This window comes from Burkholderia sp. MSMB1459WGS, assembly GCF_001534535.1.
Taxonomy (GTDB): Bacteria; Pseudomonadota; Gammaproteobacteria; order Burkholderiales; family Burkholderiaceae; genus Burkholderia.
This window is the reverse complement of record NZ_LPMU01000072.1, coordinates 16,222-41,305: the sequence shown is the minus strand read 5'-3', so window position 1 is coordinate 41,305 and position 25,084 is coordinate 16,222. Positions and strand designations below refer to the sequence as shown.

General features: G+C 67.2%; 23 protein-coding genes and 1 pseudogene. 15 read left to right on the top strand and 9 right to left on the bottom strand.

Features of this window, described 5'->3' with window-relative positions; translation table 11 throughout:
- The first annotated feature begins 158 nt into the window (after nucleotides 1-158).
- The 12 genes and pseudogenes from WT97_RS28330 (at nucleotide 159) to WT97_RS28275 (ending at nucleotide 11,946) form a co-directional block, all read left to right on the top strand.
- Nucleotides 159-1,382: pseudogene (locus WT97_RS28330) on the top strand (MFS transporter).
- Between the two features lie 290 nt (nucleotides 1,383-1,672).
- Nucleotides 1,673-2,074: a DnaJ family domain-containing protein gene (locus tag WT97_RS28325; RefSeq protein WP_027784729.1), complete on the top strand. Its 402-nt coding sequence runs from the start codon at nucleotides 1,673-1,675 to the stop codon at nucleotides 2,072-2,074.
- Entirely contained in the window at nucleotides 2,071-2,664 is a 594-nt protein-coding gene (gene tadA / locus WT97_RS28320) for a tRNA adenosine(34) deaminase TadA (RefSeq protein ID WP_060354836.1), read from the top strand. Before WT97_RS28325 ends, tadA begins: the two co-directional genes overlap by 4 nt.
- Before the next feature lie 101 nt (nucleotides 2,665-2,765).
- Nucleotides 2,766-3,704 carry a muramoyltetrapeptide carboxypeptidase gene (gene ldcA / locus WT97_RS28315; RefSeq protein ID WP_060354835.1) on the top strand — a complete coding sequence of 313 codons (939 nt, stop codon included), beginning with the start codon at nucleotides 2,766-2,768 and terminating at the stop codon, nucleotides 3,702-3,704.
- 307 nt (nucleotides 3,705-4,011) lie between these two features.
- On the top strand, nucleotides 4,012-4,716 hold the full coding sequence (locus tag WT97_RS28310; protein ID WP_059505948.1) for a GntR family transcriptional regulator: 705 nt from the start codon (nucleotides 4,012-4,014) through the stop codon (nucleotides 4,714-4,716).
- Between the two features lie 147 nt (nucleotides 4,717-4,863).
- Nucleotides 4,864-6,348: an NCS1 family nucleobase:cation symporter-1 gene (locus tag WT97_RS28305; protein ID WP_059505951.1), complete on the top strand. Its 1,485-nt coding sequence runs from the start codon at nucleotides 4,864-4,866 to the stop codon at nucleotides 6,346-6,348.
- A gap of 10 nt (nucleotides 6,349-6,358) precedes the next feature.
- Nucleotides 6,359-7,150 carry an aspartate/glutamate racemase family protein gene (locus WT97_RS28300; protein WP_060354834.1) on the top strand — a complete coding sequence of 264 codons (792 nt, stop codon included), beginning with the start codon at nucleotides 6,359-6,361 and terminating at the stop codon, nucleotides 7,148-7,150.
- A 160-nt stretch (nucleotides 7,151-7,310) separates the two neighbouring features.
- A complete protein-coding gene (puuE, locus tag WT97_RS28295; protein ID WP_034207577.1) occupies nucleotides 7,311-8,264 on the top strand; it encodes an allantoinase PuuE in 954 nt (317 codons plus the stop codon).
- Nucleotides 8,261-8,782 carry a 2-oxo-4-hydroxy-4-carboxy-5-ureidoimidazoline decarboxylase gene (uraD, locus tag WT97_RS28290; protein WP_059505954.1) on the top strand — a complete coding sequence of 174 codons (522 nt, stop codon included), beginning with the start codon at nucleotides 8,261-8,263 and terminating at the stop codon, nucleotides 8,780-8,782. The genes puuE and uraD overlap by 4 nt, the downstream gene beginning before the upstream one ends.
- A 75-nt stretch (nucleotides 8,783-8,857) precedes the next feature.
- Nucleotides 8,858-9,871 carry an allantoicase gene (alc, locus tag WT97_RS28285; RefSeq protein WP_059505956.1) on the top strand — a complete coding sequence of 338 codons (1,014 nt, stop codon included), beginning with the start codon at nucleotides 8,858-8,860 and terminating at the stop codon, nucleotides 9,869-9,871.
- Complete coding sequence (locus WT97_RS28280; RefSeq protein ID WP_060354833.1) at nucleotides 9,868-10,380, top strand: ureidoglycolate lyase; 513 nt, start codon at nucleotides 9,868-9,870, stop codon at nucleotides 10,378-10,380. Before alc ends, WT97_RS28280 begins: the two co-directional genes overlap by 4 nt.
- A gap of 201 nt (nucleotides 10,381-10,581) precedes the next feature.
- A complete protein-coding gene (locus WT97_RS28275) occupies nucleotides 10,582-11,946 on the top strand; it encodes a hypothetical protein (protein ID WP_060354832.1) in 1,365 nt (454 codons plus the stop codon).
- 100 nt (nucleotides 11,947-12,046) lie between these two features.
- Here WT97_RS28275 and WT97_RS28270 read toward each other — a convergent pair whose 3' ends face one another.
- Both WT97_RS28270 and uraH read right to left on the bottom strand, forming a co-directional pair.
- Complete coding sequence (locus WT97_RS28270) at nucleotides 12,047-13,240, bottom strand: urate hydroxylase PuuD (RefSeq protein ID WP_060354831.1); 1,194 nt, start codon at nucleotides 13,238-13,240, stop codon at nucleotides 12,047-12,049.
- 53 nt (nucleotides 13,241-13,293) lie between these two features.
- Nucleotides 13,294-13,647 (bottom strand): hydroxyisourate hydrolase, encoded by a 354-nt coding sequence (gene uraH / locus WT97_RS28265; protein WP_027784716.1) that lies wholly within the window; start codon nucleotides 13,645-13,647, stop codon nucleotides 13,294-13,296.
- A gap of 530 nt (nucleotides 13,648-14,177) precedes the next feature.
- Between uraH and WT97_RS28260 the strand changes: the two genes are divergently transcribed.
- Nucleotides 14,178-15,590, top strand: a complete 1,413-nt coding sequence (locus WT97_RS28260) for an 8-oxoguanine deaminase (RefSeq protein WP_060354830.1) — start codon at nucleotides 14,178-14,180, stop codon at nucleotides 15,588-15,590.
- 129 nt (nucleotides 15,591-15,719) lie between these two features.
- Here the strand turns inward: WT97_RS28260 and WT97_RS28255 are convergent, their stop codons facing one another.
- Complete coding sequence (locus WT97_RS28255) at nucleotides 15,720-16,649, bottom strand: LysR substrate-binding domain-containing protein (RefSeq protein WP_006762467.1); 930 nt, start codon at nucleotides 16,647-16,649, stop codon at nucleotides 15,720-15,722.
- 218 nt (nucleotides 16,650-16,867) lie between these two features.
- Nucleotides 16,868-17,077: a dodecin gene (locus tag WT97_RS28250; protein WP_059505968.1), complete on the bottom strand. Its 210-nt coding sequence runs from the start codon at nucleotides 17,075-17,077 to the stop codon at nucleotides 16,868-16,870.
- A gap of 169 nt (nucleotides 17,078-17,246) precedes the next feature.
- Here WT97_RS28250 and WT97_RS28245 point away from each other — a divergent pair, with 169 nt between their 5' ends.
- Nucleotides 17,247-18,140 (top strand): NAD(P)-dependent oxidoreductase, encoded by an 894-nt coding sequence (locus tag WT97_RS28245; RefSeq protein WP_059790619.1) that lies wholly within the window; start codon nucleotides 17,247-17,249, stop codon nucleotides 18,138-18,140.
- A gap of 66 nt (nucleotides 18,141-18,206) precedes the next feature.
- Here WT97_RS28245 and WT97_RS28240 read toward each other — a convergent pair whose 3' ends face one another.
- The 4 genes from WT97_RS28240 to WT97_RS28225 form a co-directional block, all read right to left on the bottom strand.
- The gene (locus WT97_RS28240; RefSeq protein ID WP_006488003.1) at nucleotides 18,207-18,653 is read right to left on the bottom strand and encodes a hypothetical protein; all 447 of its coding nucleotides are present in this window, start codon (nucleotides 18,651-18,653) and stop codon (nucleotides 18,207-18,209) included.
- A 331-nt stretch (nucleotides 18,654-18,984) separates the two neighbouring features.
- Nucleotides 18,985-19,416 (bottom strand): large conductance mechanosensitive channel protein MscL, encoded by a 432-nt coding sequence (mscL, locus tag WT97_RS28235; protein WP_059505972.1) that lies wholly within the window; start codon nucleotides 19,414-19,416, stop codon nucleotides 18,985-18,987.
- A gap of 235 nt (nucleotides 19,417-19,651) precedes the next feature.
- Complete coding sequence (locus tag WT97_RS28230) at nucleotides 19,652-20,830, bottom strand: lipopolysaccharide assembly protein LapB (RefSeq protein ID WP_060354829.1); 1,179 nt, start codon at nucleotides 20,828-20,830, stop codon at nucleotides 19,652-19,654.
- Nucleotides 20,831-20,919: 89 nt separating this feature from the next.
- Nucleotides 20,920-21,600, bottom strand: coding sequence for a PspA/IM30 family protein (locus WT97_RS28225; protein WP_059505976.1), 681 nt, complete (start codon nucleotides 21,598-21,600; stop codon nucleotides 20,920-20,922).
- A 443-nt stretch (nucleotides 21,601-22,043) separates the two neighbouring features.
- Here WT97_RS28225 and WT97_RS28220 point away from each other — a divergent pair, with 443 nt between their 5' ends.
- Nucleotides 22,044-24,566: a penicillin-binding protein 1A gene (locus tag WT97_RS28220; RefSeq protein WP_059506105.1), complete on the top strand. Its 2,523-nt coding sequence runs from the start codon at nucleotides 22,044-22,046 to the stop codon at nucleotides 24,564-24,566.
- Nucleotides 24,567-24,647: 81 nt separating this feature from the next.
- On the opposite strand, the gene WT97_RS28215 is transcribed toward WT97_RS28220, so the two are convergent.
- The gene (locus tag WT97_RS28215; protein WP_060033803.1) at nucleotides 24,648-25,082 is read right to left on the bottom strand and encodes a DUF3574 domain-containing protein; all 435 of its coding nucleotides are present in this window, start codon (nucleotides 25,080-25,082) and stop codon (nucleotides 24,648-24,650) included.
- Nucleotides 25,083-25,084: the final 2 nt, after the last annotated feature.

Here is a 25,084-nt window from a genome sequence, read left to right as displayed (position 1 = left end):
GACAATAAAAATTCCGCGGCCCATGCGCCGCGCATGTCGATTTCCCGATGCGTCGCCCGTCGTATCGATATCGACCGGGCAGTGCGCCGCGCCCTGCGGCCGGCACCGGGTTGCCGCGAATGGCGCAACGAACGAGGAGATGCCACATGACACGTCACATGCCGGATTCCCGATACCGCTGGGTGATCGTCGCCGCGGGCGGCCTGATGGGCTGCGTCGCGATCGGCGCGATGTTTTCGTTACCGGTGTTCCTGCGGTCCATCGCGCGCGATACGGGCTGGTCGATGACCGGCATTTCGGCCGCGATGACGCTCGGCTTCATCGCGATGGCGTTTGCGAGCATGGCGTGGGGCAGCCTGTCGGACCGGGTCGGCACGCGGCCGGTCGTCGTCGCGGGCGCCGTGCTGCTGTCGGCGAGCCTGGCGCTGGCGAGCCGCGCGCCGTCGCTGCTCGTGTTCCAGCTGACCTTCGGCCTGGCCGTCGGCAGCGCGACGGCCGCGATATTCGCGCCGATGATGGCGTGCGTGACCGGCTGGTTCGACACGCACCGCAGCCTCGCGGTATCGCTCGTGTCGGCCGGCATGGGAATGGCGCCGATGACGATGGCGCCGCTGGCCGCATGGCTCGTGTCGGTGCGCGACTGGCGCACGTCGATGCTGCTGATTGCCGCGCTGGCGGCCGCCGTGATGATTCCGGTGTCGCTGCTGGTGCGCCGGGCGCCGGCGCTCGACGCTGCAGCCGCGCACGCGGCGCCCGCGCCAGCGTCCGCCGGCGCGCCCGCCGCGATGTCGGTCGCGGATGCGCTGCGCTCGCCGCAGTTCGCGGTATTGCTGCTGACCAATTTCTTCTGCTGCGCGACACATTCGGGCCCGATCTTCCACACGGTCAGCTACGCGGTGACCTGCGGGATTCCGCTGATCGTCGCGGTGTCGATCTACAGCGTGGAAGGGCTCGCGGGCATGGGCGGCCGGATCGCGTTCGGGATACTCGGCGATCGCCTCGGCGCGAAGCGCATGCTGGTGGCGGGATTGCTCGCGCAGGCGTTCGGCGCGCTCGGCTATTACTTCGTGCGCTCGCTCGACGGCTTCTACGCGGTCGCGACGCTGTTCGGTTTCGTCTATGCGGGCGTGATGCCGCTCTATTCGGTGCTCGCGCGCGAGAATTTCCCGCTGCGGATGATGGGCACCGTGATCGGCGGCTGCGCGATGGCCGGCAGCCTCGGGATGGCCGCGGGCCCGGTCGCGGGCGGGCTGATCGTCGACGCGCTCGGCAGCTACGGCTGACTGTACCTCGGATCGTTCGCGATCGGGGTCGGCGCGTTCCTGATCGCGACGATGTTCCGCCCGTTCGCGAAAGCGCGGCCGGAAACGGTAGCTGCGTAATCGGGCGGCGAAGGCGGGGAGGCAGGCAGGAGGCCGGCATTTTCGTCGGGTCGGCGGGGGCCTGCGGGATCGTCGTGGATAAAAAATGGGGTAGGCCATCGCCCCCGTCCGGAAGCGTCGGGACGGCGCTCGGCCTGCTGCGGCGCAGCACAGCGGCAAGTGAAGGCGATCGGCGCGCATGCGCTGCGATTCGGCCCCTAAAAACGCGATATCGAGCATATATTCGAAGGGCCTGTCATACCGGCGTCACCCTGCTAGAATTCGGCCTGCCGCATTGTTCCGATTGACTGATGAGATTGCTTGACGCCCTGGTCGAACAACGTATTGCCGCCGCCGCCGCGCGGGGCGAGTTCGACGATTTGCCGGGTACCGGCGCGCCGCAGGCGCTGGATGACGACCTCCTCGTGCCCGAGGAGGTGCGGGTGGCCAACCGTATCCTGAAGAACGCGGGCTTCGTGCCGCCGGCCGTCGAGCAACTGCGCGCGCTGCGCAACCTGCACGACGAAGTGCAGGCGGTCAGCGACCGCGCCGCGCGCTGCCGGCTGCAGGCGAAGATCCTCGCGCTCGACATGGCGCTCGAATCGCTGCGCGGCGGCCCGATGGTGATGCCGCGCGACTACTGCCGGCGCATCGCGGAACGCCTGTGCGAGCGCGGGCTCGACGACGCGCCCGCCGAAGCGGGGACGATGTGACGTCCGACGCGCTGCACGACGTAGCTCACGCGGCACCCGCGGCCGCTGACCCCGCCGCCGATTCTCCCGTTCACGAAGCCGCGCCCGTATCGGCGCGCGACCTGCATTTCATGCGTCTGGCGCAGGCCGCCGCCGAAGAGGCGCGCGCAGCCGGCGAAGTGCCGGTCGGCGCGGTGCTCGTGCGCGGCGACGAAGTGATCGCACGCGGCTTCAACCATCCGATCGGCGGGCACGATCCGTCCGCGCATGCCGAAATGGCCGCGCTGCGCATGGCCGCGCAGCAGCTGCGCAATTACCGGATGCCCGGCTGCGAGCTGTACGTGACGCTCGAGCCGTGCCTGATGTGCGCAGGCGCGATCATGCATGCGCGCATCGCGCGGGTCGTCTATGGCGCGGCCGATCCGAAGACGGGCGCGTGCGGCAGCGTGATCGACGCATTCGCGAATCCGCAGCTCAACCACCACACCGAAGTGACCGGCGGCGTGCTCGCCGACGAGTGCGGCGCCGCGCTGAAGTCGTTCTTCGCCGAGCGCCGTCGCGCGCTGCGCGAAGCGCGGCTCGCCCGCGACGCCGAATCGGGCGCGTCATAGGCGCCGCTGTCGCGCCCGTCGTTACGGGCGTGCACGGTTTTCGTGAACCGGACACGGTTCGGACCCTCTAAGCAGGTTTGACGATCCCGACACCTTTCGCCATGTCCTTCCAGCCCGCCGCGTCCTACACCATCCGCCTGCTGGCGCCATCCGGCTATCCGCACGACCCCGACGCGATCAACCGCGCGCTCGAGCGCCTCAGCAGCGCGCAGCAGCGCATCGAGAACATCGAGGCGACGCAGCGGCGCTTCCAGCGTTTCGGCGGCACCGACGGCGAGCGGGCGGGCGACCTGAACCGCCTCGCCGATCCCGAGCGGCCGCTGCCGGACATCGCGCTCGCGGTGCGCGGCGGCTACGGCGCCGCGCGCATCCTGCACGGGCTCGACTATCGCGGGCTCGAGCGCCGGCTGCGCGACCAGCCGATCGCACTCGTCGGTCACAGCGACTTCACGGCGATCCAGCTGGCGCTGTACGCGAAGGCGCGCATCAAGACGTTCGGCGGCCCGATGCTGTCGGCCGATTTCGGCGCGGAAACGCCGAGCGACTTCACGATGCAGCATTTCTGGCAGACGCTGACGCAGCCGAGCACGACGATCGTCGCCGACGCACCGCAGGTGCAGACGGTGAACGTGACGGGCACGCTGTGGGGCGGCAACCTCGCGATCCTCACGTCGCTGGTCGGCACGCCGTACATGCCCGACATCGAGGGCGGCATCCTGTTCATCGAAGACGTCAACGAGCAGCCGTTTCGGATCGAGCGGATGATCTATCAACTGCACCTGTCCGGGCTGCTCGCGCGCCAGCAGGCGCTCGTGCTCGGCCAGTTCACCGGCGCGCGGCCGTTCGAGTACGACAACGGCTACGACATGCAGGCGATGATCGACCAGGTGCGCGCGGTGGTCGGGATTCCGGTCGTCACGGGGCTCCAGTTCGGCCATGTGCCCGACCTGTTGACGCTGCCGTTCGGCGCCCAGGCGCAACTGGTCGCGAATGCGCACGGGTTCCGGCTGACGCTGTCGAACTATCCGCATCTCGGCTGACGCCGGCGCGATCGATCGAAAGGCGGGTTTCCCGCCTTTTTCTTTATGTAAGTGCGCAACTAACGGTCAATATTTTTCGTCGACGCCCACATGATCTTCGCTCGGTTTTGCACCATTTTTGTCAACAAAATAGCCGGCAGGGTATACGACGAGAAGAGCCTCCGTCTTGCTTTCCAAGCTTGTGGTGCATGGATCTCGTGCGCGTTGCACCGAATGGGGACACGCCGACGCACGCCGATCGTGCGAAATCTCGCAAAAGAATTGTTGACAATCTTTATGTCCATCCTAGGATGAGGACCATCACACGATGCAGATCATGAACGAGCCCGATTCCCATCCGTCCGGCGCAGTTGGTCCCGAAGCGATCGCCGAGCGCATCCGCACCGCGATCCTCGAGCATCGGCTCGCGCCCGGCGCGAAGCTGACGGAGGCGCAGCTCTGCGAAGTGTTCGGCGTGAAGCGCGGGACGATCCGCCAGGCGCTCGCGCAGCTCGCGACCGACAAACTGGTCGACCTCGAGCCGAACCGCGGCGCGTTCGTCGCGAGCCCGTCGCTGCAGGACGTGCACGAAGTGTTCGAGATGCGCCGGATCATCGAGCTGGCCGTGGTCGAGCGGCTCGCGACCGGCCCCGGCGCCAGGCGGTTGAAGGGCGTCGCGGCGCTGATCGACAAGGAACGCAAGGCGTTCGAGCGGCACGACTTCGCGGCGTGGATCCGGCTGTCGGGCGAATTCCATACGGCGCTCGCGACGCTGATGGGCAATGCGACGCTCAGCGAGTGCCTCGAAGGGCTCGTCGCACGCTCGACGCTGATGTCGGCGCTGTACGAATCGCACGGGCGCAGCCCGTGTTCGTGCGACGACCACGACGAGATCCTCGCCGCACTGGAGGCGGGCGATCCGAAGCAGGCGGTGACGCTGATGGCGCGCCACCTGCAGCATGTCGAACTGAAGATGCTGGACCGGCCCGCGCAAGGGCAGGTCGATTTGCGCGAAGTGTTCGGCGGCGCCTGAGCGGCGACGCGAACCCGGCCGCGCCACACGACGAGAGCAATGCAGGCCTGCGGTGTTTGCCGAGGGCCGCGGGTCCGACTCCGGGCGATGATCCGGAGCGATATCGATGACGGTGGAGCGGCCTTCCGGCCGCGTCAAGGAGAAGTCATGGCTCAATTCAGTGTGGCGCACGACAGCGCCTATCCGGCGGAAGAAGGCGGCGAGGGCGGCGGTCCGGCATTGCCGGACGGTTACAGCGAACGTCTGTATAACGAAGATTTGGCACCCCTAAAAAATCAGACGTGGGGCGCGTACAACATCTTCGCGTTCTGGATGTCGGACGTGCACAGCGTCGGCGGCTACGTGTTCGCGGGCAGCCTGTTCGCGCTCGGGCTGACGAGCTGGCAGGTGCTGATCGCGCTGATCGTCGGCATCGGCCTCGTGAACGGGCTGTGCAACCTGATCGCGCGGCCGAGCCAGCAGATCGGCGTGCCGTATCCGGTCGCGTGCCGCGCGACCTTCGGCGTGCTCGGCGCGAACGTGCCGGCCGTGATCCGCGGGCTGATCGCGATCGCATGGTATGGAATCCAGACTTATCTCGCGTCGAGCGCGCTCGTGATCGTCGTGCTGAAATTCTTCCCGCAATGGCTGCCGTATGCGGACGTCCATCGCTACGGCTTCCTCGGGCTGTCGGCGGTCGGCTGGGCCGGCTTCATGCTGCTGTGGGTGCTCCAGGCGTTCGTGTTCTGGAACGGGATGGAGACGATCAAGAAGTTCATCGACTTCGCGGGCCCGGCCGTCTATGTCGTGATGTTCATCCTGGCCGGCTACATGGTGTGGCGCGCGGGCTGGCGCAACATCGGCATCAACCTCGGCGGCGTCAAGTATCACGGCGCCGAAGTGATTCCGGTGATGATCACCGCCGTGTCGCTCGTCGTGTCGTACTTCTCCGGGCCGATGCTCAACTTCGGCGACTTCTCGCGCTACTGCCGCTCGTTCGGCGACGTGAAGCGCGGCAATTTCTGGGGGCTGCCCGTCAACTTCCTCGCGTTCTCGCTCGTCACGGTGATCACCACCGCCGCGACGCTGCCGGTGTTCGGTGAACTGATCACCGATCCGGTCGAGACGGTCGGCCGCATCGACCATCCGACCGCGGTGATCCTCGGCGCGCTGACGTTCACGATCGCGACGATCGGCATCAACATCGTCGCGAACTTCGTGTCTCCCGCGTTCGATTTCTCGAACGTCGCGCCGCGCCTGATCAGCTGGCGCGCGGGCGGGATGCTCGCCGCCGTCGCATCGATCTTCATCACGCCGTGGAACCTGTTCAACAACCCGGCGGTGATCCATTACACGCTCGACGTGCTCGGCGCGTTCATCGGCCCGCTGTACGGCGTGCTGATCGCCGACTTCTACCTCGTCAAGCGCGGCCGCCTCGTGCGCGACGACCTGTACACGATGTCGGAAAGCGGCGCCTACTGGTATACGGGCGGTGTGAACCGCCGCGCGCTCGCCGCGCTGCTGCCGGCTGCGGTGATCGCGGTCGTGTGCGTGATGGTGCCGGGCTGGCAGGGCGTCGCGAATTTCTCGTGGTTCATCGGCGCGGGGCTCGGCTTCGGGTTCTACCGGCTGCTGGCAGGCGCGAAGGCGTAAGGAGCCTGCGATGAAGATCCGACTGATCAATCCGAATACGACGCAGCGGATGACCGACGCGATGGGCCGCTGCGCGCGCGAGGTCGCGGCCGCCGGCACGGAGATCGTGGCCGTGAGCCCGCCGATGGGGCCGCCGTCGATCGAAGGGTATTACGACGAGGCGCTCGCGACGCCGGGGCTGCTCGCCGAGATCGCGCAGGGCGAGCGCGACGGCTGCGACGCATACGTGATCGCGTGTTTCGGCGATCCGGGCCTGTATGCGGCGCGGGAACTCGCGCGCGGGCCGGTGATCGGCATCGCCGAGGCCGCGATGCATGCGGCGAGCGTGCTCGCGCCGGGCTTCTCGGTTGTCACGACGCTCGCGCGTACCTGCGGGATGGCGTGGCACCTCGCGGAGCGCTACGGGATGAAGCGGTTCTGCCGCAACGTGCGCGCAACCGACGTCGCGGTGCTCGAACTCGACCGGCCCGGCTCGGCCGCGCGCCGGATCATCGTCGACGAATGCCGGCGCGCGCTCGACGAGGACGGCGCCGACGCGATCGTGCTCGGCTGCGCGGGGATGGCCGAATTCGCGCACGAGATCGAGCAGCAGATCGGTGCGCCGGTGGTCGAGGGCGTCACGGCGGCCGTCAAGTGGGCCGAGGCGCTCGTCGCGTTGCGCCTCGCGACCGCGAAGCGCGGCGACTACGCGCGGCCGCTGCCGAAGCGCTACGACGGTGCGTTCGCCCGCTTCAGCCCGCCGGACGGGGATGCGGCGGAACCGGTCCCGGATTTGCCGCACCCGCACATACACACCGTCTGACACGCACTATCTGCGCCGCTGTATGGGCGCGTATGAACGTTTTCGCTACACTGGGCCGTCGTCGCATCGGCTGGTGCGGCCCGCCTCCGGGCGCCGCGCCGTCGATGCGAACCCATTATTCGGCCCGCTCACTCGGCCCGCATTCGTTGCATTTCGAACCATGTCACTCGATCCCAACTATCCTCGCGACCTGATCGGCTACGGCCGCCATCCCGTTCAGGCGAACTGGCCGGGGCGCGCCCGCGTCGCCGTGCAATTCGTGCTGAATTACGAGGAGGGCGGCGAGAACTGCGTGCTGCACGGCGATCCGGGCTCCGAGCAGTTCCTGTCCGAAATCGTCGGCGCCGCCGCGTATCCGGACCGCCACATGAGCATGGAGTCGATCTACGAATACGGGTCGCGGGCCGGCGTGTGGCGCATCCTGCGCGAATTCGAGAAGCGCGGGCTGCCGCTGACGGTATTCGGCGTCGGCATGGCGATCGAGCGTCATCCGGAGCTTGCGCGCGCATTCGTCGAGCTCGGCCATGAAATCGCGTGCCACGGCTGGCGCTGGATTCACTACCAGAGCATGACGCCGGAACTCGAAGCCGAACACATGCGCCTCGGGATGGAAGCGATCGAGCGCGTGACGGGCGAGCGCCCGCTCGGCTGGTATACCGGCCGCGACAGCCCGAACACGCACCGCCTGGTCGCCGAATACGGCGGCTTCCTGTACGACTCCGACAACTACGGCGACGACCTGCCGTTCTGGATGGACGTCGAGGTGTCGGGCGGCCGCACGTCGCCGCAACTGATCGTGCCGTACACGCTGGACACGAACGACATGCGTTTCGCGACGCCGCAGGGCTTCAACACCGGCGATCACTTCTTCCACTACCTGCGCGACGCATTCGACGTGCTGTACGCGGAGGGCGACGAGGCGCCGAAGATGCTGTCGATCGGCATGCACTGCCGGCTGCTCGGCCGGCCGGGCCGGTTCCGCGGGCTGCAGCGTTTCCTCGATCACATCGAGAAGCACGATCGCGTATGGGTGACGCGCCGTGTCGATATCGCGCGTCACTGGCGTGAACATCATCCGTATCAGCCCAATCATCGAAACGAAGGGAAAGCATGAAGGCGATGCGCTACACGTTGGAACAACTGAACACGATGGCGCCGAGCGCATTCGTCGCGGCGTTGTCGGGGATTTTCGAACATTCGCCGTGGGTGGCCGAGGTCGCCGCGGGCGAGCGGCCGTTCGCGAGCATCGACGCGCTGCACAAGACGATGTCGGACGCGGTGGAAACCAGCGGCGAAGCGCGCCAGCTCGCGCTGATCAACGCCCACCCGGAGCTGGCCGGCAAGGCCGCCGTGCGCGGCGAACTGACGGCCGAGTCGACCCGCGAGCAAAGCGGCGCGGGCCTCGACCAGTGCACGCAGGAAGAATTCGACAAGCTGCTGACGCTGAACCGCACGTATCGCGAGAAGTTCGGCTTCCCGTTCATCCTCGCGGTGCGCGGCTATGACCGCCACGGCATCATCGCGAACTTCGAGTCGCGCGTGAATCATTCGCGGGCCGAGGAGCTGCGCGCGAGCCTCGACCAGATTTACCGGATCGCGCGCTTTCGCCTCGATGACCTGATCGACGTCTGACACCGCCGCCTGACACCGCAATACGGCCTGCTGCGTCGCAGCGGCCCGATCGCCTCACTGAAACAAGGAAACATCATGGCTGTTCCGCTTCTCGATCCGAACGCACCCGATTTCACGCGGCGCTACGTGAATCTTGCCGACCCGCGTCTCGGTGCGCAGGCGCTCGAGGCCAGCGACGATTTCTTCGCGCCGAAGGACCGGATGCTGAACCCCGAGCCCGCCGTCTTCATCCCCGGCAAGTACGACGACCACGGCAAGTGGATGGACGGCTGGGAGACGCGCCGCAAGCGCACGACCGGCTACGACTGGTGCATCGTCAAGCTCGCGCGCCCCGGCGTGATCAAGGGCTTCGACATCGATACGAGCCACTTCACCGGCAACTTCCCGCCGGCGGCGTCGATCGAGGCCGCGTTCGTGGCCGACGGCGCGCCGACGCAGGCCACCGAGTGGGTCGAGATCGTCGCGTCGACCACGCTGCAAGGCAACAGCCATCACTACGTCGAAGCGAGCGACGCGCGCGCGTTCACGCACCTGCGCATAAACATCTACCCGGACGGCGGCATCGCGCGCCTGCGCGTGTACGGCCAGCCGCAGCTCGACTGGGCCGGCGCGAGCGCGACCGAGCAGTTCGACCTCGCGGCGATGGAAAACGGCGGTTACGTGGTGGCGGCGAACAACCAGCACTTCGGCGTCGCGTCGAACCTGCTGCTGCCGGGCCGCGGCGTGAACATGGGCGACGGCTGGGAAACTCGCCGCCGCCGCGAACCGGGCAACGATTGGGCGATCATCGCGCTCGCGCACCCGGGCGTGATTCGCAAGATCGAAGTCGATACCGCGTTCTTCAAGGGCAATTACCCGGATCGCTGCTCGATCCAGGCTGCCTATGTGTCGGGCGGCACGGACAGCTCGTTGATCACGCAGTCGATGTTCTGGCCGGTGCTGCTCGGCGAACAGAAGCTGCAGATGGACAAGCAGCACTACTTCGAACACGACGTCGCATCGCTCGGCCCCGTCACGCACGTGCGGCTGAACATCATTCCGGACGGCGGCGTATCGCGCCTGCGTCTGTGGGGGACGCTCGACAAATGAAGACGCTTGCCATCGAACCGCTGACCAAGGAAGCGTTTGCGCCGTTCGGCGACGTGATCGAAACGGAAGGGGCCAAGCAGATCCCGATCAACCTCGGCACGACGATCCGCTTTCACGATCTCGCGAAAGTCGACGTGACCGATGAAGGCGGCCGCACGCTCGTCAACCTGTTCCGCGGCCAGCCGCGCACGCTGCCGTTCGAGGTGAAGATGCTCGAGCGGCATCCGCTCGGCAGTCAGGCGTTCGTGCCGCTGAACGACCAGCCGTATCTCGTCGTCGTCGCGCCCGCGGGCGAGCTCGATCCCGCGAAGATTCGCGCATTCGCGACGAGCGGCTGGCAGGGCGTCAACTATGCGAAGGGCGTGTGGCATCACCCGCTGATCGCGTTGGGCGGCGTGAGCGACTTCATCGTCGTCGATCGCGGCGGCGATGGGCTGAACCTGAACGAGCAGGATCTGCAGGAGTCGCTGTGGCTCACCGAGGATGCACTGGACGCGGTGACGGCCTGAGCCGACGGCGGCGTTACCCGGAAAGCCCGCGCACGATGCGCGGGCTTTTTTCATTTCGCTGCACGGTTGTCGCGCGAGGACTTTGCATATTCCATATCGTTGGTTCGTTGCGGCACGGGAGCCCGGTATCTTGACCGATTTGTCGGCCCGGCGGGCCGGTACGTTCCGAATCCTCGAACCTCCTCCCACGAACATCCCGATATGAATGGAAGACTCCCGATCGCCGCGGCAGTGGCGGCGGCCGTGCTGGCGCTCGCCGCATGCGACGGCAGCGACGGCGACATCGTCGCCAGTACCGGCACGAGCGCGGCCCGTAGCGCGAACCCGCTGGCCACGCCCGATCAGATCGCGGCGGAGAAACTCGCGCTCGAACTGGTGGCCGCGCCCGCGGTCGTGCAGGCGAAGGCTGCGCTGAAGGCGCAATGGCTGGCCGCGGCCCAGGCGGTGGGCGGCGTGCCGGACGAGTCGCTCGCCTATCTGCAGACGGCCGTCGACGAATCGGCGATGTCGAGCGCGCTCGCGATCACGAACCGTGATCCGAACGCGCCGAAAGTAATCTCCGGACTCGCCGCGCCGCATACGTGGTTCGGCATCGACGTGCCGGGCTCGCGCACGACGTTCGACAATCCGGATACGATTTATCGCAGCTTTCCGGTCGACCCGACGGCGCGTTACGTGATTCGCGGTAACGTGCATCGCGACGGCCCGGTCGACAGCAACGTCAGCTTGTGGGACAGCCGTCACGCGACGCTGTCGAACCTGACCGGCGATCAGTTGCGGGTCGGTGCGGACGGCAGCTTCACGATTACCGCGGATTCCGGCGCGGGAGACGGTACCGGCAATCACGTCGTGTTGCCGGCGGTCGCCGCATCGTTCTTCATTCGCGATACCGTCGCCGAATGGGGCGTGCAGCAATTCGACGATCTGTCGGTCGAGCGCGTGTCCGGCGCTTCGTCGGCGGCGGCGCCGACCAAGGCCGAGATGATCGCCGCGCTGGCCGCGCAGGTCGGCAACGGCGGCAGCACGTTCGCCAGCTACAACGCGCTCGCGAACGCGCAGCCGGTCAATACGATTCCGGCCGTATCGCTGGGTGGCTCGGCCGGGCGGCTGTCGACGCAGGCGGCCACCTACAGCGCGTTCCGGATCGCCGACGACGAAGCGTTGGTGGTGACGGTCAGCCTTGGCGGCGCGAAATACTTCATTGCGCCCGCCTATGGCCGCTGGCTGATCACGACCGACTACGTGAATCACACGCAGTCGCTGAACAACAGCCAGGCGGTCGCGAATCCGGACGGTACGCTCACGTTCGTCGTATCGCCGAGCGATCCGGGCGTCTACAACTGGGTGGATACGGTCGGCATCCACGAAGGCTTTCTGAATCTGCGCTGGCAAGGGCTACCCGCGACGTCGGCATGCGCGGCGCCTGCCGCGCATGCGATGCTCGTGAAGCTGGCCGACCTGCGCTCGGTACTGCCGGCGACGACTCGCTACGTCACGCCGGCGGAGCGGGCGACGCAGCTTGCCGCGCGCAAGGCGAGCTACGCGCCGCGCTATTCGGCCGGCTGACCGGTGCGGCTCGACGTCGCCGTCGAGCGGTCCCGCGGCATACAAAAAAAACAGGCCCGCCGAAGCGGGCCAGTCGTTCAGGCGCGGTCGAACCCGGTGCTTACTTCACGGCGCCGCCCTCGAACCACGCGGCGAGCTTCATCCGCTCGTCGTCGGTCATGTGCGTGACGTTGCCGATCGGCATCGCCTTCAGGCGTACGGCCTGGTCGTAGATGCGCTGCGCGTTCTTCGACACTTCTTCCGGCGTGTCGAACATCACGCCCGCGGGCGCGCTGCCCATCAGCGTCGGCTTCGACGAGTGGCACTCGACACAGCGCTGCTGCAGGATCGGCATGATGTCGTGGATCGCGACCTTCGGTGCGTTGGCCGCTTGCGCTTCCGGAGCAACCGGCTTCGGCATCGTCCACACCAGCGCGCCCGACAGCAGCGCGACACCGCCGATCGGCAGATACCACAGCTGCTTGCCGCGGTGACGCATCACGAAGAACTGACGAATCAGCGCGCCGGCCAGCATGATCAGCACGAGCACGACCCAGTTGAACTTGTTCGTGTACGTCATCGCATAGTGGTTCGACAGCATCGCGAACACGACCGGCAGCGTGAAGTACGTGTTGTGCACCGAACGCTGCTTGCCGCGCTTGCCGTAGATCGGGTTCGGCTCCTCGCCCTTGAGCATCTTGTCGACCATCTTGCGCTGGCCCGGGATGATCACGAAGAACACGTTCGCCGACATGATCGTCGCGAGCATCGCGCCGACGATCAGGTAGGCGGCACGGCCCGAGAAGATGTGGCATGCGAGGTACGCGGCGATCACGACGTACACGCCGACGCAGATGCCGAGCACGCGATCGTTGGTGCCGAGGATGCGGCACAGCGAGTCGTAGACGATCCAGCCGGCGGCGAGGAAGCCGAGTGCGGAAGCCACGGCGACCACCGGGCCCATGTCGAGCACGTTCTTGTCGATCAGGTACGTGTTCGGTGCGAGCAGGTACAGCACGAAGAACAGCGTGAAGCCCGACAGCCACGTCGTGTACGACGGCCACTTCGACCAGTGCAGGTCGTCGGGCATTTCCGGCGGGGCGACCGTGTACTTCTGCATGTTGTAGAAACCGCCGCCGTGCACGTGCCACAGCTCGCCGAACACGCCGCGCTTGCGCTGGTTCGGGTCGGTCGGCGGTTTCAGGCTGTTGTCGAGCGCGACGAAATAGAACGACTCGCCGATCCACGCAATGGCGACGATGACGTGCAGCCATCGCAGCGCGAGGTTCAGCCAGTCGGTGATGAAGCCTTCCATGAAACTCCTCCAGACTCAGATCGTTTGTCTTGATGCAGGCGCTGATTCGCCTGTCAGCTGCCGCGATAGGTGCTGTACGACCACGGCGACACGAGCAGCGGCACGTGGTAGTGCGAGCCGGTGTCGGCGATGCCGAAGCGCAGGACGACGCGGTCGACGAAGCGGGGTTCGGGCACCTTCACGCCGAGCGCCGCGAAGTAGTCGCCGGCATGGAACACGAGTTCGTATTCGCCGGCGGCGAGCGCGGCGCCTTCGAGCAGCGGTTCGTCGCAGCGGCCGTCGCTATTGGTCAGCACGGTCTTGATCGCGCGGCGCGAATCGCCGTCCAGCGCGTAGAGGTCCACCTTGATGGCGGCGCCGGGGCGACCGTGCGCCGTATCGAGTACATGGGTAGTGAGCTTTCCCATTCGTTGTTCCTTGTGTGAATGCGAGGTTCGGCGGCGACTCGATCCATTGACCGTGCGGCGGATCGAGGCTCCACGTCACGTGGCTACATACCCGTCGGCGAGATTGAAGCGAGCGCCGTGCAGGCATTGTAAAAAGGTTCCCCGCGCAAATACGGGCGCGATATCGAAGATAATGCGCCGCGCATGAGCGGCTGTCGACGGCACGCCGGAACGGCTTCGAGCGCGGATTTCGGGCACCCGTCGGGGCACCCCTCGGGGCGCTCGGCGGGGCGTCGGGCGGCGTACCATACCGAATCCCTGAAGGGCGGTATTCCGGATCGCGTATTGTGCGCGGCGCGCGCTTGGGCGATCCTCCCGCCGTGCGCGTCGGCCCGTGGCCGGCGCGTACCCCGAAGACGGCGAGCACGCCGGGTAACCGGGCCAGGGCGTTCGAACGGACGCAGGCACCGGGCGTGCCGCGATTCAGCGTTCGAACGGCTGTGTGACCGCCTCCAGGGCAGCCCCTGGAGGCAGACCGACGCGGAGAACGCATGAATCTCGAGCAGCACGCCGGCGCACGCGCGCCGAACCCCTCCTCATCCCGCCCGACGACCCTGCTGGTCAAGCACGCCGACGTGCTCGTGACCATGGACGACACGCGCCGCGAGCTGCGCGACGCGGGGCTCTACATCGAAGACAACCGGATCGTCGCGGTCGGCCCGACCGCCGAGCTGCCCGACACGGCCGACGAAGTGCTCGACCTGCGCGGCCACCTCGTGATCCCGGGGCTCGTGAATACGCACCACCACATGTACCAGAGCCTCACGCGCGCGGTGCCGGCCGCGCAGAACGCCGAACTGTTCGGCTGGCTCACGAACCTGTACCGGATCTGGGCGCACCTGACGCCCGAGATGATCGAGGTGTCGACGCTCACCGCGATGGCCGAGCTGCTGCAGTCGGGCTGCACGACGTCGAGCGACCACCTGTACATCTACCCGAACGGTAGCCGCCTCGACGACAGCATCGGCGCCGCGCAGCGGATCGGCATGCGTTTTCATGCGAGCCGCGGCGCGATGAGCGTCGGCCAGCGCGACGGCGGATTGCCGCCCGATTCGGTCGTCGAGCGCGAACCCGACATCCTGCGCGACGCGCAGCGCCTGATCGAGACCTATCACGACGAAGGCCGCTACGCGATGCTGCGCGTGGTGGTCGCGCCGTGCTCGCCGTTCTCGGTGAGCCGCGACCTGATGCGCGATGCGGCCGTGCTCGCGCGCGAGTACGGCGTGTCGCTGCACACGCACCTCGCGGAGAACGTCAACGACATCGCATACAGCCGCGAGAAGTTCGGGATGACGCCCGCCGAATATGCGGAAGATCTCGGCTGGGTCGGCCACGACGTGTGGCATGCGCACTGCGTGCAGCTCGACGAGGCGGGCATCGGCCTGTTCGCGCGTACCCGCACGGGCGTCGCGCACTGCCCATGTTCGAACATGCGGCTGGCGTCCGGCATCGCGCCGGTGAAGAAGATGCGGCTCGCGGGCGTGCCGGTCGGCCTCGGCGTCGACGGTTCCGCATCGAACGACGGCGCGCAGATGGTGGCGGAAGTGCGCCAGGCGCTGCTGCTGCAGCGGGTCGGCTTCGGACCCGATGCGATGACCGCGCGCGAAGCGCTCGAGATCGCGACGCTCGGCGGCGCGAAGGTGTTGAACCGCGACGACATCGGCGCACTGAAACCTGGCATGGCCGCGGACTTCGCCGCGTTCGACCTGCGTCAGCCGCTGTTCGCGGGCGCGCTGCACGATCCGGTCGCGGCGCTCGTGTTCTGTGCGCCGTCGCAGACGGCGTACACGGTGGTGAACGGCAAGGTGGTGGTGCGGGAAGGGCGGCTCGCGACGCTCGATCTGCCGCCCGTGATCGAGCGTCACAACGTGCTTGCGCAGGCGCTGGTGGAAGCGTCGCGTTGACGCGTCGGCGGGGCGGTGGCGCCGCACGCTACGCAGCGGCCGCGCGGCCGTTGCGGCCGTGACCCGCCGCGCCGCGCACCGGGCCGCCGCGTAACGGTGCGACCGGCGCGCACTGCGCGCCGTATGCGATTACGCCTCGATCAGCGTGCGGGTGGCTTCTGCGACGAGGCTGCGCAGCCAGCGCACTTCGTCGGAGTAATGGCAGCGCTCGTGCCACAGCTGGTAGTACTGCATCGGCGGGAAGTCGAGCGGCGCGGGCACGACCGACAGCGGCAGGAACTTCGCGTAGTGATCGGCGAACAGCCGCGTGGTCGTGAAGATCAGGTCCGACTTCACGAGCACGTAAGGCGCGAGGTTGAAGTACGGCAGCGTGACGACCACATGACGCTTGAGCCGTTCGCGCGCGAGATGCACGTCGATCGCGCCGCGCTGGCCGACCGAGTACGGCGTCGGCGCGAGATGCGGCGCGTTCAGGTACTGGTCGAGCGTGAGCCCGCCGCGCTTCGCGAACGGGTGCGTGTTGCTCATCAGGCAGACGATTTCGTCGACGAACAGGTTCGACAGGTGCAGCTGCTCGGGCGGCTCGGGCCAGTTGCCGACGACGATGTCGAGCTTGCCGTCCTCCAGCGCGAGCTCGTAGTCGAATGCGGGGCCGAGCGAGTGGAACTCGAGCGTCGCGTTCGGCGCGGCCTGACGGAAGCGTTCGACGACCGTCGGCACGAACAGCACGTTCAGGTAATCGGGACAGCCGATCCGGTAGCAGCGGATCGACGTGGCCGGGTCGAAATTGTGCTGCTGGAACTTGATGCGCTCGATTTCACGCAGCGCGTTCTGCACGGGCTCGAGCAGGCGCAGCCCGTATTCGGTCGGCACCATGCCGGATTTGCCGCGCACCAGCAGCGGATCGCCGGTGATGTCGCGCAGGCGCCGCAGCGCGGCGCTGATCGCCGGTTGCGACTGGTTCAGTTTGACGGCCGCGCGCGTGACGCTGCGCTCCATCAACAAGGTGTGCAAGACGCGCAAGAGGTACGTGTCGATCGCCTCGCGTTGCTGACTCATGTTATCTCCGGTTTATATGGCTGGGCTGATCGAGGGGGTGGTCGGGTATATCGTTTTTAATATGAACGAAAATCAGCGTCAAGAGATGGATACCCGCGGATGCCCGCCGGCCAGGCCGCGACGACGGACCTGAACGGGGGGGGAACGCGGGGCGCGCGGCGCCGCGCGGATCCGGATTGCGCGGATCCGAAGCGCGGCGCGGGGAGGCGGCGGGTGCGTCAGTCGTCGAGGCGCATGCCGACCTTCAGCGTGACCTGCCAGTGCACGACCTGGTCGCCTTCGATGTGGCCGCGCGTTTCGGTCACCTGGAACCAGTGCAGGTTGTGCAACGTCTTGCCGGCTTTCGAGATCGCGTTGCGGATCGCGTCGTCGCTCGATTGCCGCGACGAACCGGTCAGCTCGATCATCTTGTATACGTGGTCGCTCATGATGCGCTCCCTGGGACGTTCGTATGATGGGCCGGTGCAAGGCGCGGTCCCGACGCGGTTCCGCTACGGTCCCGCTACGGGTTCCGCAACGGTCCCATGCGTGCCCGGCTTCTTGAGTGATAGGTATGATGGGCGGCAAGTGCAACCCATATCGGAGACGAAGAACATCGTGGAAGTCGGATTTTGCGGACCGGGATTGATGGGCGCGCCGATGATTCGGCATCTGCTGGCGGCCGGGCATCGCGTCGGCGTGTGGAATCGCTCGCGCGACAAGGCCGACGCGCTGGTGAAGGACGGCGCGCAGGTGGTCGGCACGCCGCGCGAGCTGGCCGAACGCGTCGATACGGTATTCGTGTGCGTGCTCGACGGCCGGGCGGTCGGCGACGTCGTGTTCGGCGAGCACGGACTGCTTTCCGGCGACGCGAGCACGCGCCGCCTGCAGCGCATCGTCGATCATTCGAGCATTCCGCCGGCCGCCACGCGCGACTATGCGGCGCGCGCGGCCGCGCTCGGGGTCGGCTGGGTCGATGCGCCGGTGTCCGGCGGCGTGCCGGGCGCGCAGGCCGGCACGCTCGCGGTGATGGCCGGCGGCCGCGCGGCCGATCTCGATGCGGTGCGCCCGCTGATCGATACGTATGCGTCGCGCATCACGCACATGGGCGACGCCGGCGCGGGCCAGACGGCGAAGCTGTGCAACCAGGCGATCGTCACCGCGACGGTCACCGCGATCGCCGAGGCGGTCGGCCTGGCGCAGGCGAGCGGCATCGACGCCGCGCGTCTGGCCGAGGCGCTGGCCGGCGGGTGGGCCGATTCGGTGCTGCTGCAGACGTTCGTGCCGCGCATGACGTCGGGCGGCCATCCACCGATCGGTGCGCTGAGTACGTTTCAGAAGGATGTCGATGCCATCGCGGACGCCGCGCGCGACACGGGCGCGGTGATGCCCGTGTCGGCCACCGTGCAGCAGGTGCTGAGGCTCGGCGCCGCGCAGGGGCTCGCCGGGGCCGATTTCGCCGCGTTCATCGACATCGTGCGTCCGAACAACGGTCGCCGGCAGGCGTCGTGAGCGGCAAGCGGGGCGCGTGAATGGCAAATGGGCCGCCCGGAGGCGGCCCATCGAATGACTGGCGGCTCAGCCGAGCGAGCGGGGTGTCGTGTCGCCCGCGTTCTGGCGGCCGAGGCCGCCACGCAGGCTGGCTTTCGTGCCTGCACCAAACTCGGGCAGGATGCGCGCACGCGCACGGCTTGCAAAGACGAGAAAGCCGAAGCCGTTCGCTTCGTACCAGTATCCGCCGTTCTCGAGGCCGTCGAGCGGCTGCTCGAGCGCGTTGGCGATCGATTCGATGCAGCGCTTGCGCAGTTCGGCGATGGCCGGATAGGGCGGCTGCGCGCCGCGTACGCTGCACAGGAGCACGTCGAGGCCGGGCAGCACGTGCGCATAGAGGACGGGCTCGTCCTGCGCGCGGGCGCGGGCAATCTTGGTGTCGAGCTGGGCAAACGGTTTCGAGTGGCGCAAGACCGCGAGGAACGACTCCTGGCCATCCTGCGGCGCACGCCGACGTTTTTTCGGGAAGGACATAAACACTCGCCTCAAAAACAATTGCAAGAAATGCGGCACTTTCATGCGACCCACTCCCGGCTATGTACGCCGCATGTCGATCCTTTATAGCACACGAAAATGCTGCATTCGTGCAGTACGACGATCAATGTCTCCCGTCGACCTGCTCGCCATGATCGACACAGCCAGCGTCTTGGCGCCCGTACTGTCGTTTAGTCTCCATCATAGACCTGCTTTTCCCGCGCGTGCATTCGCTCGTCACAAAAAAATGAGATAGGCCGCATGCGGCGGTGCATCGCGTGCGCAATAAAAAGGCCCGCACGGGGCGGGCCTGGCTGGCGCAGTGCGGCGATCAGCGCTGCTTGAGCGAATCGCGGATCTCGCGCAGCAGCACGGTGTCTTCCGGCGTCTCGGCCGGCGCGGCTTCTTCCGGCTTGCGCAGCTTGTTGATGAATTTCACCATCAGGAAAATGATGAACGCAAGGATCACGAAATTGATCGCCACGGTAATGAACGAGCCGTAGCCGAATGCGGCGACGCCCGCGGCCTGCAGATCCTTGAACGAATCGGGATTACCCTTGAACGACGGCGGGATGGTGCCGAGCAGAACGAACTTGTTCGAGAAATCCAGGCCGCCGGTCAGCACGCCGATGACCGGCATGATGAGGTCCTTCACGACCGAGTCGACGATCTTCGAGAACGCGCCGCCGATGATCACGCCGACGGCGAGATCCATCACGTTGCCCTTGACGGCGAACTCCTTGAATTCCTTGATGATGCTCATGAGCGGCTTTCTCCTGGTTGGGGCGAGGGAGGCGTGCCGCGACGCGCTGGATTGCTTTGCGTCGAATGAGGGTCGGTGGCACGCCGATGGCCGCATGATAGCGAACGTGCCCCATTGCCGGTAGTCCATCTTGAAATGATTGACAAATCCGCGGGTCGGCGCGGCCGGTCATGCAGCGGGGCCTAGCGTGCGTGCCGGGTGTCGACACGCGAGTCGACGCCCGGTGCGCGGGTGCTCAGGTGTTGTCGTCGGTCCAGCCGTCGTCGTTGCTGCCGAGGTCCATCCCGCCGCCGCTGCTGCCGTCGCTCCAGTTCGAATCGTCGCCGCGGCCGAGATCGAAGCCCGGGTCGGATTCGTGCCGGCGGTGCTCGCCGTCGACGATCACGTCGCGTTCGACCACGCGATCGCGGCCGCCGGACATCGCTTCGCCGAGCAGCACGCCGGTCAGCAGCCCGCCCATTCCACCGCCGAAACCGCCGCCTTGCTGGATCACGACTGGCGGCTGCTGTTGCGGATACGGTTGCTGCGGCGGGTAGGGCTGTTGCTGATACGGCTGGCCCTGGGCGCCCGTCATGCGGTCGGCTTCCTGCGCGTACACGGAACCGCTGCCGTTCGTCGGCGCTGCGGGTTGCGCGGCCGGGTCGGGGCGGCCTTCGACGCGCGCCTTCACGCTGGCGTGACGCTGTTCGAGTTCGTCGACGCGATACGGCGGCACCGGATTCTTGCCGTTCGACAGCGTTTCGACGAGCGTGCGCGCGTCGTTCTCGATCGCTTCGAGTTCGCCGGTCAGCGCCGCGGCGCCGGGCGCCGTCGACAGTTTCGCATCGAGCTTCAGCGGCCGGATGTCGTTCAGCACGTCGGTCGCGCGCTTGAGCTGCGTGCGGCGTTCGTCGTCGGCGCGGCCGTTGTCGGCCGTGCGTGCGCGCCGCAGCGTCCAGCGCAGCACCAGCGCGATCACGGCGACGATCAGCCCGAGGCCGATCCACATGCCGGTCGACGGGCCGTGCTTGTCGGCCGGTGCGACGGCGGGGGCGAGCCCCGGCTGCAGCGTGCCGGCCTGCGTGGCCGACGGCGTGTTGCCGCTGACGCGCGCGGCGTCGGCGCGAATGCGCGACTCCGTCTGCGCGAAACGCGACGCGTCGGTGAAGCGCAACTGCGGATCGAGCGATTTCGCGCGCTGCAGTTGCGCGAGCGCGTCGGATGCGCGGCCTTCGCGGTCCAGCACCTGCGCATACAGGTAGCGCGCGTGCGCGTTGTTCGGATGGGCGTCGATGACTTGCGACAGCTGCGTGTCGGCGCGTTGCCAGTCGCGCTGCGCGATCGATTGCTCGACCTGCTGCAACGACGGGACCGCAAACGCGGCAGACGACAGCAACATCAGCGACAGGCCGAGTGCGGCGAGGGATTTCTTCATGGTCGAACCGGGCGCAGGCGCCCGTCTCCTGACGATCGGTGCGCGCCGCGCACCCGTGCCGGGGCGCGGCGCGGTTGCCCGCGCGGCGGTTACTGCGCGGGCGTATCGAGCTGCTTCTTCAGCGCGGCGAGGCGATCCTCGACCGACGGGCCCTTGTTCAACGCAGCGAGCTTGTCGTCGAGCGCCTTGCCGCTCGACGTGTCGGCCGAATTGAGGCGTGCATCCGAGCGTGCGTTCTGCAGTGCGACCTTGTCCTCGAGCTTCTGGAAGTCCTCGGACAGGTTCTTGCCGCCGATACCGCCCAGCGCGCTGGCGGCCACGTCCTTCGCCTGCGCGATTTCCTGCTTGGCCTGCAGGATGTTCGAGCGCGCATTCAGGTCGTTGCGGCGCTGACGCATGTCGGCGATCTGCCCCTTCAGCTTCTCGACCGACGGCTCGAGCGTCGTCAGCTCCGCCGCGAGCGCATCGCGCTCGGCTTCCGCATTCGACTGGGCGGCGAGCGCCTCGCGGGCCAGCGCTTCGTCGCCGCTCTGCAATGCACGCTTCGCGCCGTCCTCGTACTTCTTCACCTTGTCGTCGGCCGCATCGCGCTTGCTGCGTTGGGTCGCGACCTGTGCCTCGATCTCGATCAGCGAATTCTCGGCACGGCCGATGCTGTCGTCGAGCTCCCGCACGATCTGCCGTGCGTCGCGCGACGGATCCTGTACCGAATCGGCCGCATCGTTCAGCAGACCTTTGATCGTGCGCGAAATAGAGTCGAAAAGCGACATGAAATCCTCCGTGGTTGAAAGGCGCCGCGCGACCGCGGCAGTGCCCGCGGCGAGCCGGTTCGGGCCCGCGTGAGCCGGCGGATATTACACCACCGGTTCACTTAAATACGGCTTAAACGCGCGAGTTCAAGCGGCTCGCGCATCGGGACGCCAAACCTTTCGTCACTGAAAGAAATTCGCCCGCGCATGCCGCATTGCGTGTCCATCATAGGCCGAGGATGCCGACAATACGTTCCGGAAATCACGGCATTGCGGGAATTTTTACAAAAAATCGCGAAGGCCCTCGGTCGATTTCATTAAAATGCGCTGTCACGTCGCGGGAACGGATCGCCGCGCGGCGGGGTCTGTCGACGTGACAGCCGCATCTCGATGCACCCACTCTGATTCATCCGCTTGCATTTCCGCATGCGTCCGAGGGCGCGATGTACGCCCGCCATTCCGACATGCCAATTATCAAACGACCGCCTTCTTCTTCCGACAGGAACGAACCCCACTACACGCTGCGCCGTTCGCCGTCCGGAGCCTATTACCCCGATGACGACGATCGCGACGACGGCCGCCGCGCGCAGCAGCGCAGCGGAGGTGGCGCAGGGCGCCGCCGCACGTTCGGCTCGCGCGTCGCGCTGTGGTTCGTCGGCCTGTTCGCGACACTGGCGGTCGTCGGCGCGCTGATCGTCGGCTACGCGCTGGTCGTGATGGCGCCGCAACTGCCGTCGCTCGATGCGCTGACCAACTACCAGCCGAAGGTGCCGCTGCGCGTGTTCACCGCCGATCACGTGCTGATCGGCGAGTTCGGCGAGGAGCGCCGCAGCCTCGTGCGCTTCCAGGACATTCCCGACGTGATGAAGAAGGCCGTGCTCGCGATCGAGGACTACCGCTTCTACGAGCACGGCGGCGTCGACTTCCTCGGCATCCTGCGCGCGGGCGTGGCCGACCTGATGCACGGCGGCGCGCGCCAGGGCGCGAGCACGATCACGATGCAGGTCGCGCGCAACTTCTTCCTGTCGAGCGAGAAGACTTATACGCGCAAGATCTACGAAATGCTGCTCGCGTACAAGATCGAGAAGGCCCTGACGAAGGACCAGATTCTCGAGCTGTACATGAACCAGATCTATCTCGGTCAGCGTTCGTACGGCTTCGCGGCGGCGGCGCGCGTGTACTTCGGCAAGGACCTGAAGGACATCACGCTCGCGGAAGCGGCGATGCTCGCGGGGCTGCCGAAGGCGCCGTCCGCGTACAACCCGGTCGTCAATCCGAAGCGCGCGAAGGTGCGTCAGGAATACATCCTGAAGCGTATGCTCGACATCGGCTACATCACGCAACCGCAGTACGACGAAGCGATCAAGGAAGAGATCCACGTGCGCACGCCGGGCAACCAGTACGCGGTGCACGGCGAGTACGTCGCCGAGATGGTGCGGCAGATGATGTACGAGCAATACAAGGACGAAACCTACACGCGCGGGCTGACCGTCACGACGACGATCAACTCGGCCGACCAGGAGGCCGCGTATCAGGCCGTGCGCCGCGGCATTCTCGACTACGAGCGCCGTCACGGCTATCGCGGCCCCGAAGCGTCGATCAACCTGCCGCCGGCCGGCGACGAGCGCGACGAGGCGATCGACGACGCGCTCGCCGATCACCCGGACAACGGCGACCTGCAGTCGGCGGTCGTGCTGTCCGCCTCGCCGAACGCGGTCGAGGTGCAGTTCGTCGGCGGAGCGACCACGACGATCGGACCGGCCGGGCTGCGCTTCGTAGCGGCCGCGCTCGGGGCCCGCGCGAACAACACGCTGCGCATCAAGCCGGGCTCGGTCGTGCGCGTGCTGAAGGACGGCAAGACGGGCTGGCAGGTCGTGCAGTTGCCGCAGGTCGAAGGCGCGCTCGTCGCGATCGCGCCGCAGGACGGCGCGATCCGCTCGCTCGTCGGCGGCTTCGACTTCAACAAGAGCAAGTTCAACCACGTGACGCAGGCATGGCGGCAGCCGGGCTCGTCGTTCAAGCCGTTCATCTATTCGGCGTCGCTGGACAAGGGGCTCGGGCCGGCGACGATGATCAACGACGCGCCGCTGTACTTCCCGCCGAGCGTGCCGGGCGGCACCGCATGGGAGCCGAAGGACGACGACCAGCCCGACGGCCCGATGACGATGCGCACCGGCCTGCAGCGTTCGAAGAACCTGGTGTCGATCCGGATCCTCGCGTCGATCGGCACGCAGTATGCGCAGCAGTACGTGACGCAGCGCTTCGGCTTCGATCCGGCGAAGACGCCGCCTTACCTGCCGATGGCGCTCGGCGCGGGCCTCGTGACGCCGCTGCAGCTCGCGACCGGCTACGCGGTGTTCGCGAACGGCGGTTACAAGGTGGATCCGTACCTGATCGCCGAAGTCGACGACGCGCGCGGCCAGCCGTTGCAGAAGTCGCAGCCGGTGGTCGCGGGCGGTACGGCGCCGCGCACGATCGAAGGCCGCAACGCGTACGTGATGAACAGCCTGCTGCATTCGGTCGCGACGGCCGGCACGGGCGCGGGTACCAACGCGCTGGGCCGCAACGACCTGCAGGGCAAGACGGGTACCACGAACGACGCGAAGGACGGCTGGTTCGCCGGCTATCAGCAGTCGCTCGTCGCGGTCGCGTGGATGGGCTTCGACCAGCCGAAGAGCCTCGGTAGCCGCGAATTCGGCGCGCAGCTCGCGTTGCCGATCTGGGTGAACTACATGCGCACCGCGCTGAACGGCGTGCCCGAGCAGCAGATGCCGATGCCGGACGGCCTGACCACGATCGACGGCGAGCTGTACTACGCCGATCGCACGCCGGGTAACGGCTTCGTCGCGAACGTCGACATCAACCCGGCCGAGAACGCGATCAGCGCGAACGACGCACTCGGTTCGGCCGGCGCGGCAGGGCTCGCGCCGCCGCCCGTCACGCCGCAGGAGAAGCAGCAGATCATGGACATGTTCGAGAACAAGTAAGCGGTACGCCGTTCTTCACCCATGCGACGGGCGCCTTCGGGCGCCCGCTTTTTTACGCGGCCGGAAGCGGAAGACGGTGTATCAGAACGACGCGCAGGCCGGCACGACGGTCATGCCGACCGATTGCTGGTGAAATCGCCGGACGTACGCTTGCCGGATCGCGGCGAGCCGCGTACGCGTGTCGGGCGTATCGTCGGCGATGATACGGATCACGAAGCTGTCTTCGCGCGTGACCCCGCCGGTCGAGCGGTCGCGCCACTGGCCGTGCGTGTCCCAGTAGGTGAGGCCGTCGGGGAAGCGCGGCGTGACCGTGTCGGCGAGGAATGCCGCACGTTCGGCATCGGTGACGGGGCCGCGCCCGGCAATGTCGCGTCCGAACAGCAGGTCGGCCTGCAGCATGCGGCTTTCGCCCGGTTGCGTGCAGGACGCGGGTTGCGCGCGGGAGGTGGACGAGGGCGGCGCCGCGCAACCGGCGAGCAGCGCGAGCGCCGCCGCGCATGCAGCCAGCCGCCGCATCT

Bases quoted from the DNA above. Each gene is read 5' to 3' on its own strand.
- WT97_RS28325 (WP_027784729.1), top strand. From the start codon at position 1,673: ATGAGATTGCTTGACGCCCTGGTCGAACAACGTATTGCCGCCGCCGCC.
- ldcA (WP_060354835.1), top strand. From the start codon at position 2,766: ATGTCCTTCCAGCCCGCCGCGTCCTACACCATCCGCCTGCTGGCGCCA.
- WT97_RS28310 (WP_059505948.1), top strand. From the start codon at position 4,012: ATGCAGATCATGAACGAGCCCGATTCCCATCCGTCCGGCGCAGTTGGT.
- WT97_RS28305 (WP_059505951.1), top strand. From the start codon at position 4,864: ATGGCTCAATTCAGTGTGGCGCACGACAGCGCCTATCCGGCGGAAGAA.
- WT97_RS28300 (WP_060354834.1), top strand. From the start codon at position 6,359: ATGAAGATCCGACTGATCAATCCGAATACGACGCAGCGGATGACCGAC.
- puuE (WP_034207577.1), top strand. From the start codon at position 7,311: ATGTCACTCGATCCCAACTATCCTCGCGACCTGATCGGCTACGGCCGC.
- uraD (WP_059505954.1), top strand. From the start codon at position 8,261: ATGAAGGCGATGCGCTACACGTTGGAACAACTGAACACGATGGCGCCG.
- alc (WP_059505956.1), top strand. From the start codon at position 8,858: ATGGCTGTTCCGCTTCTCGATCCGAACGCACCCGATTTCACGCGGCGC.
- WT97_RS28280 (WP_060354833.1), top strand. From the start codon at position 9,868: ATGAAGACGCTTGCCATCGAACCGCTGACCAAGGAAGCGTTTGCGCCG.
- WT97_RS28275 (WP_060354832.1), top strand. From the start codon at position 10,582: ATGAATGGAAGACTCCCGATCGCCGCGGCAGTGGCGGCGGCCGTGCTG.
- WT97_RS28270 (WP_060354831.1), bottom strand. From the start codon at position 13,240: ATGGAAGGCTTCATCACCGACTGGCTGAACCTCGCGCTGCGATGGCTG.
- uraH (WP_027784716.1), bottom strand. From the start codon at position 13,647: ATGGGAAAGCTCACTACCCATGTACTCGATACGGCGCACGGTCGCCCC.
- WT97_RS28260 (WP_060354830.1), top strand. From the start codon at position 14,178: ATGAATCTCGAGCAGCACGCCGGCGCACGCGCGCCGAACCCCTCCTCA.
- WT97_RS28255 (WP_006762467.1), bottom strand. From the start codon at position 16,649: ATGAGTCAGCAACGCGAGGCGATCGACACGTACCTCTTGCGCGTCTTG.
- WT97_RS28250 (WP_059505968.1), bottom strand. From the start codon at position 17,077: ATGAGCGACCACGTATACAAGATGATCGAGCTGACCGGTTCGTCGCGG.
- WT97_RS28240 (WP_006488003.1), bottom strand. From the start codon at position 18,653: ATGTCCTTCCCGAAAAAACGTCGGCGTGCGCCGCAGGATGGCCAGGAG.
- mscL (WP_059505972.1), bottom strand. From the start codon at position 19,416: ATGAGCATCATCAAGGAATTCAAGGAGTTCGCCGTCAAGGGCAACGTG.
- WT97_RS28230 (WP_060354829.1), bottom strand. From the start codon at position 20,830: ATGAAGAAATCCCTCGCCGCACTCGGCCTGTCGCTGATGTTGCTGTCG.
- WT97_RS28225 (WP_059505976.1), bottom strand. From the start codon at position 21,600: ATGTCGCTTTTCGACTCTATTTCGCGCACGATCAAAGGTCTGCTGAAC.
- WT97_RS28220 (WP_059506105.1), top strand. From the start codon at position 22,044: ATGCCAATTATCAAACGACCGCCTTCTTCTTCCGACAGGAACGAACCC.
- WT97_RS28215 (WP_060033803.1), bottom strand. From the start codon at position 25,082: ATGCGGCGGCTGGCTGCATGCGCGGCGGCGCTCGCGCTGCTCGCCGGT.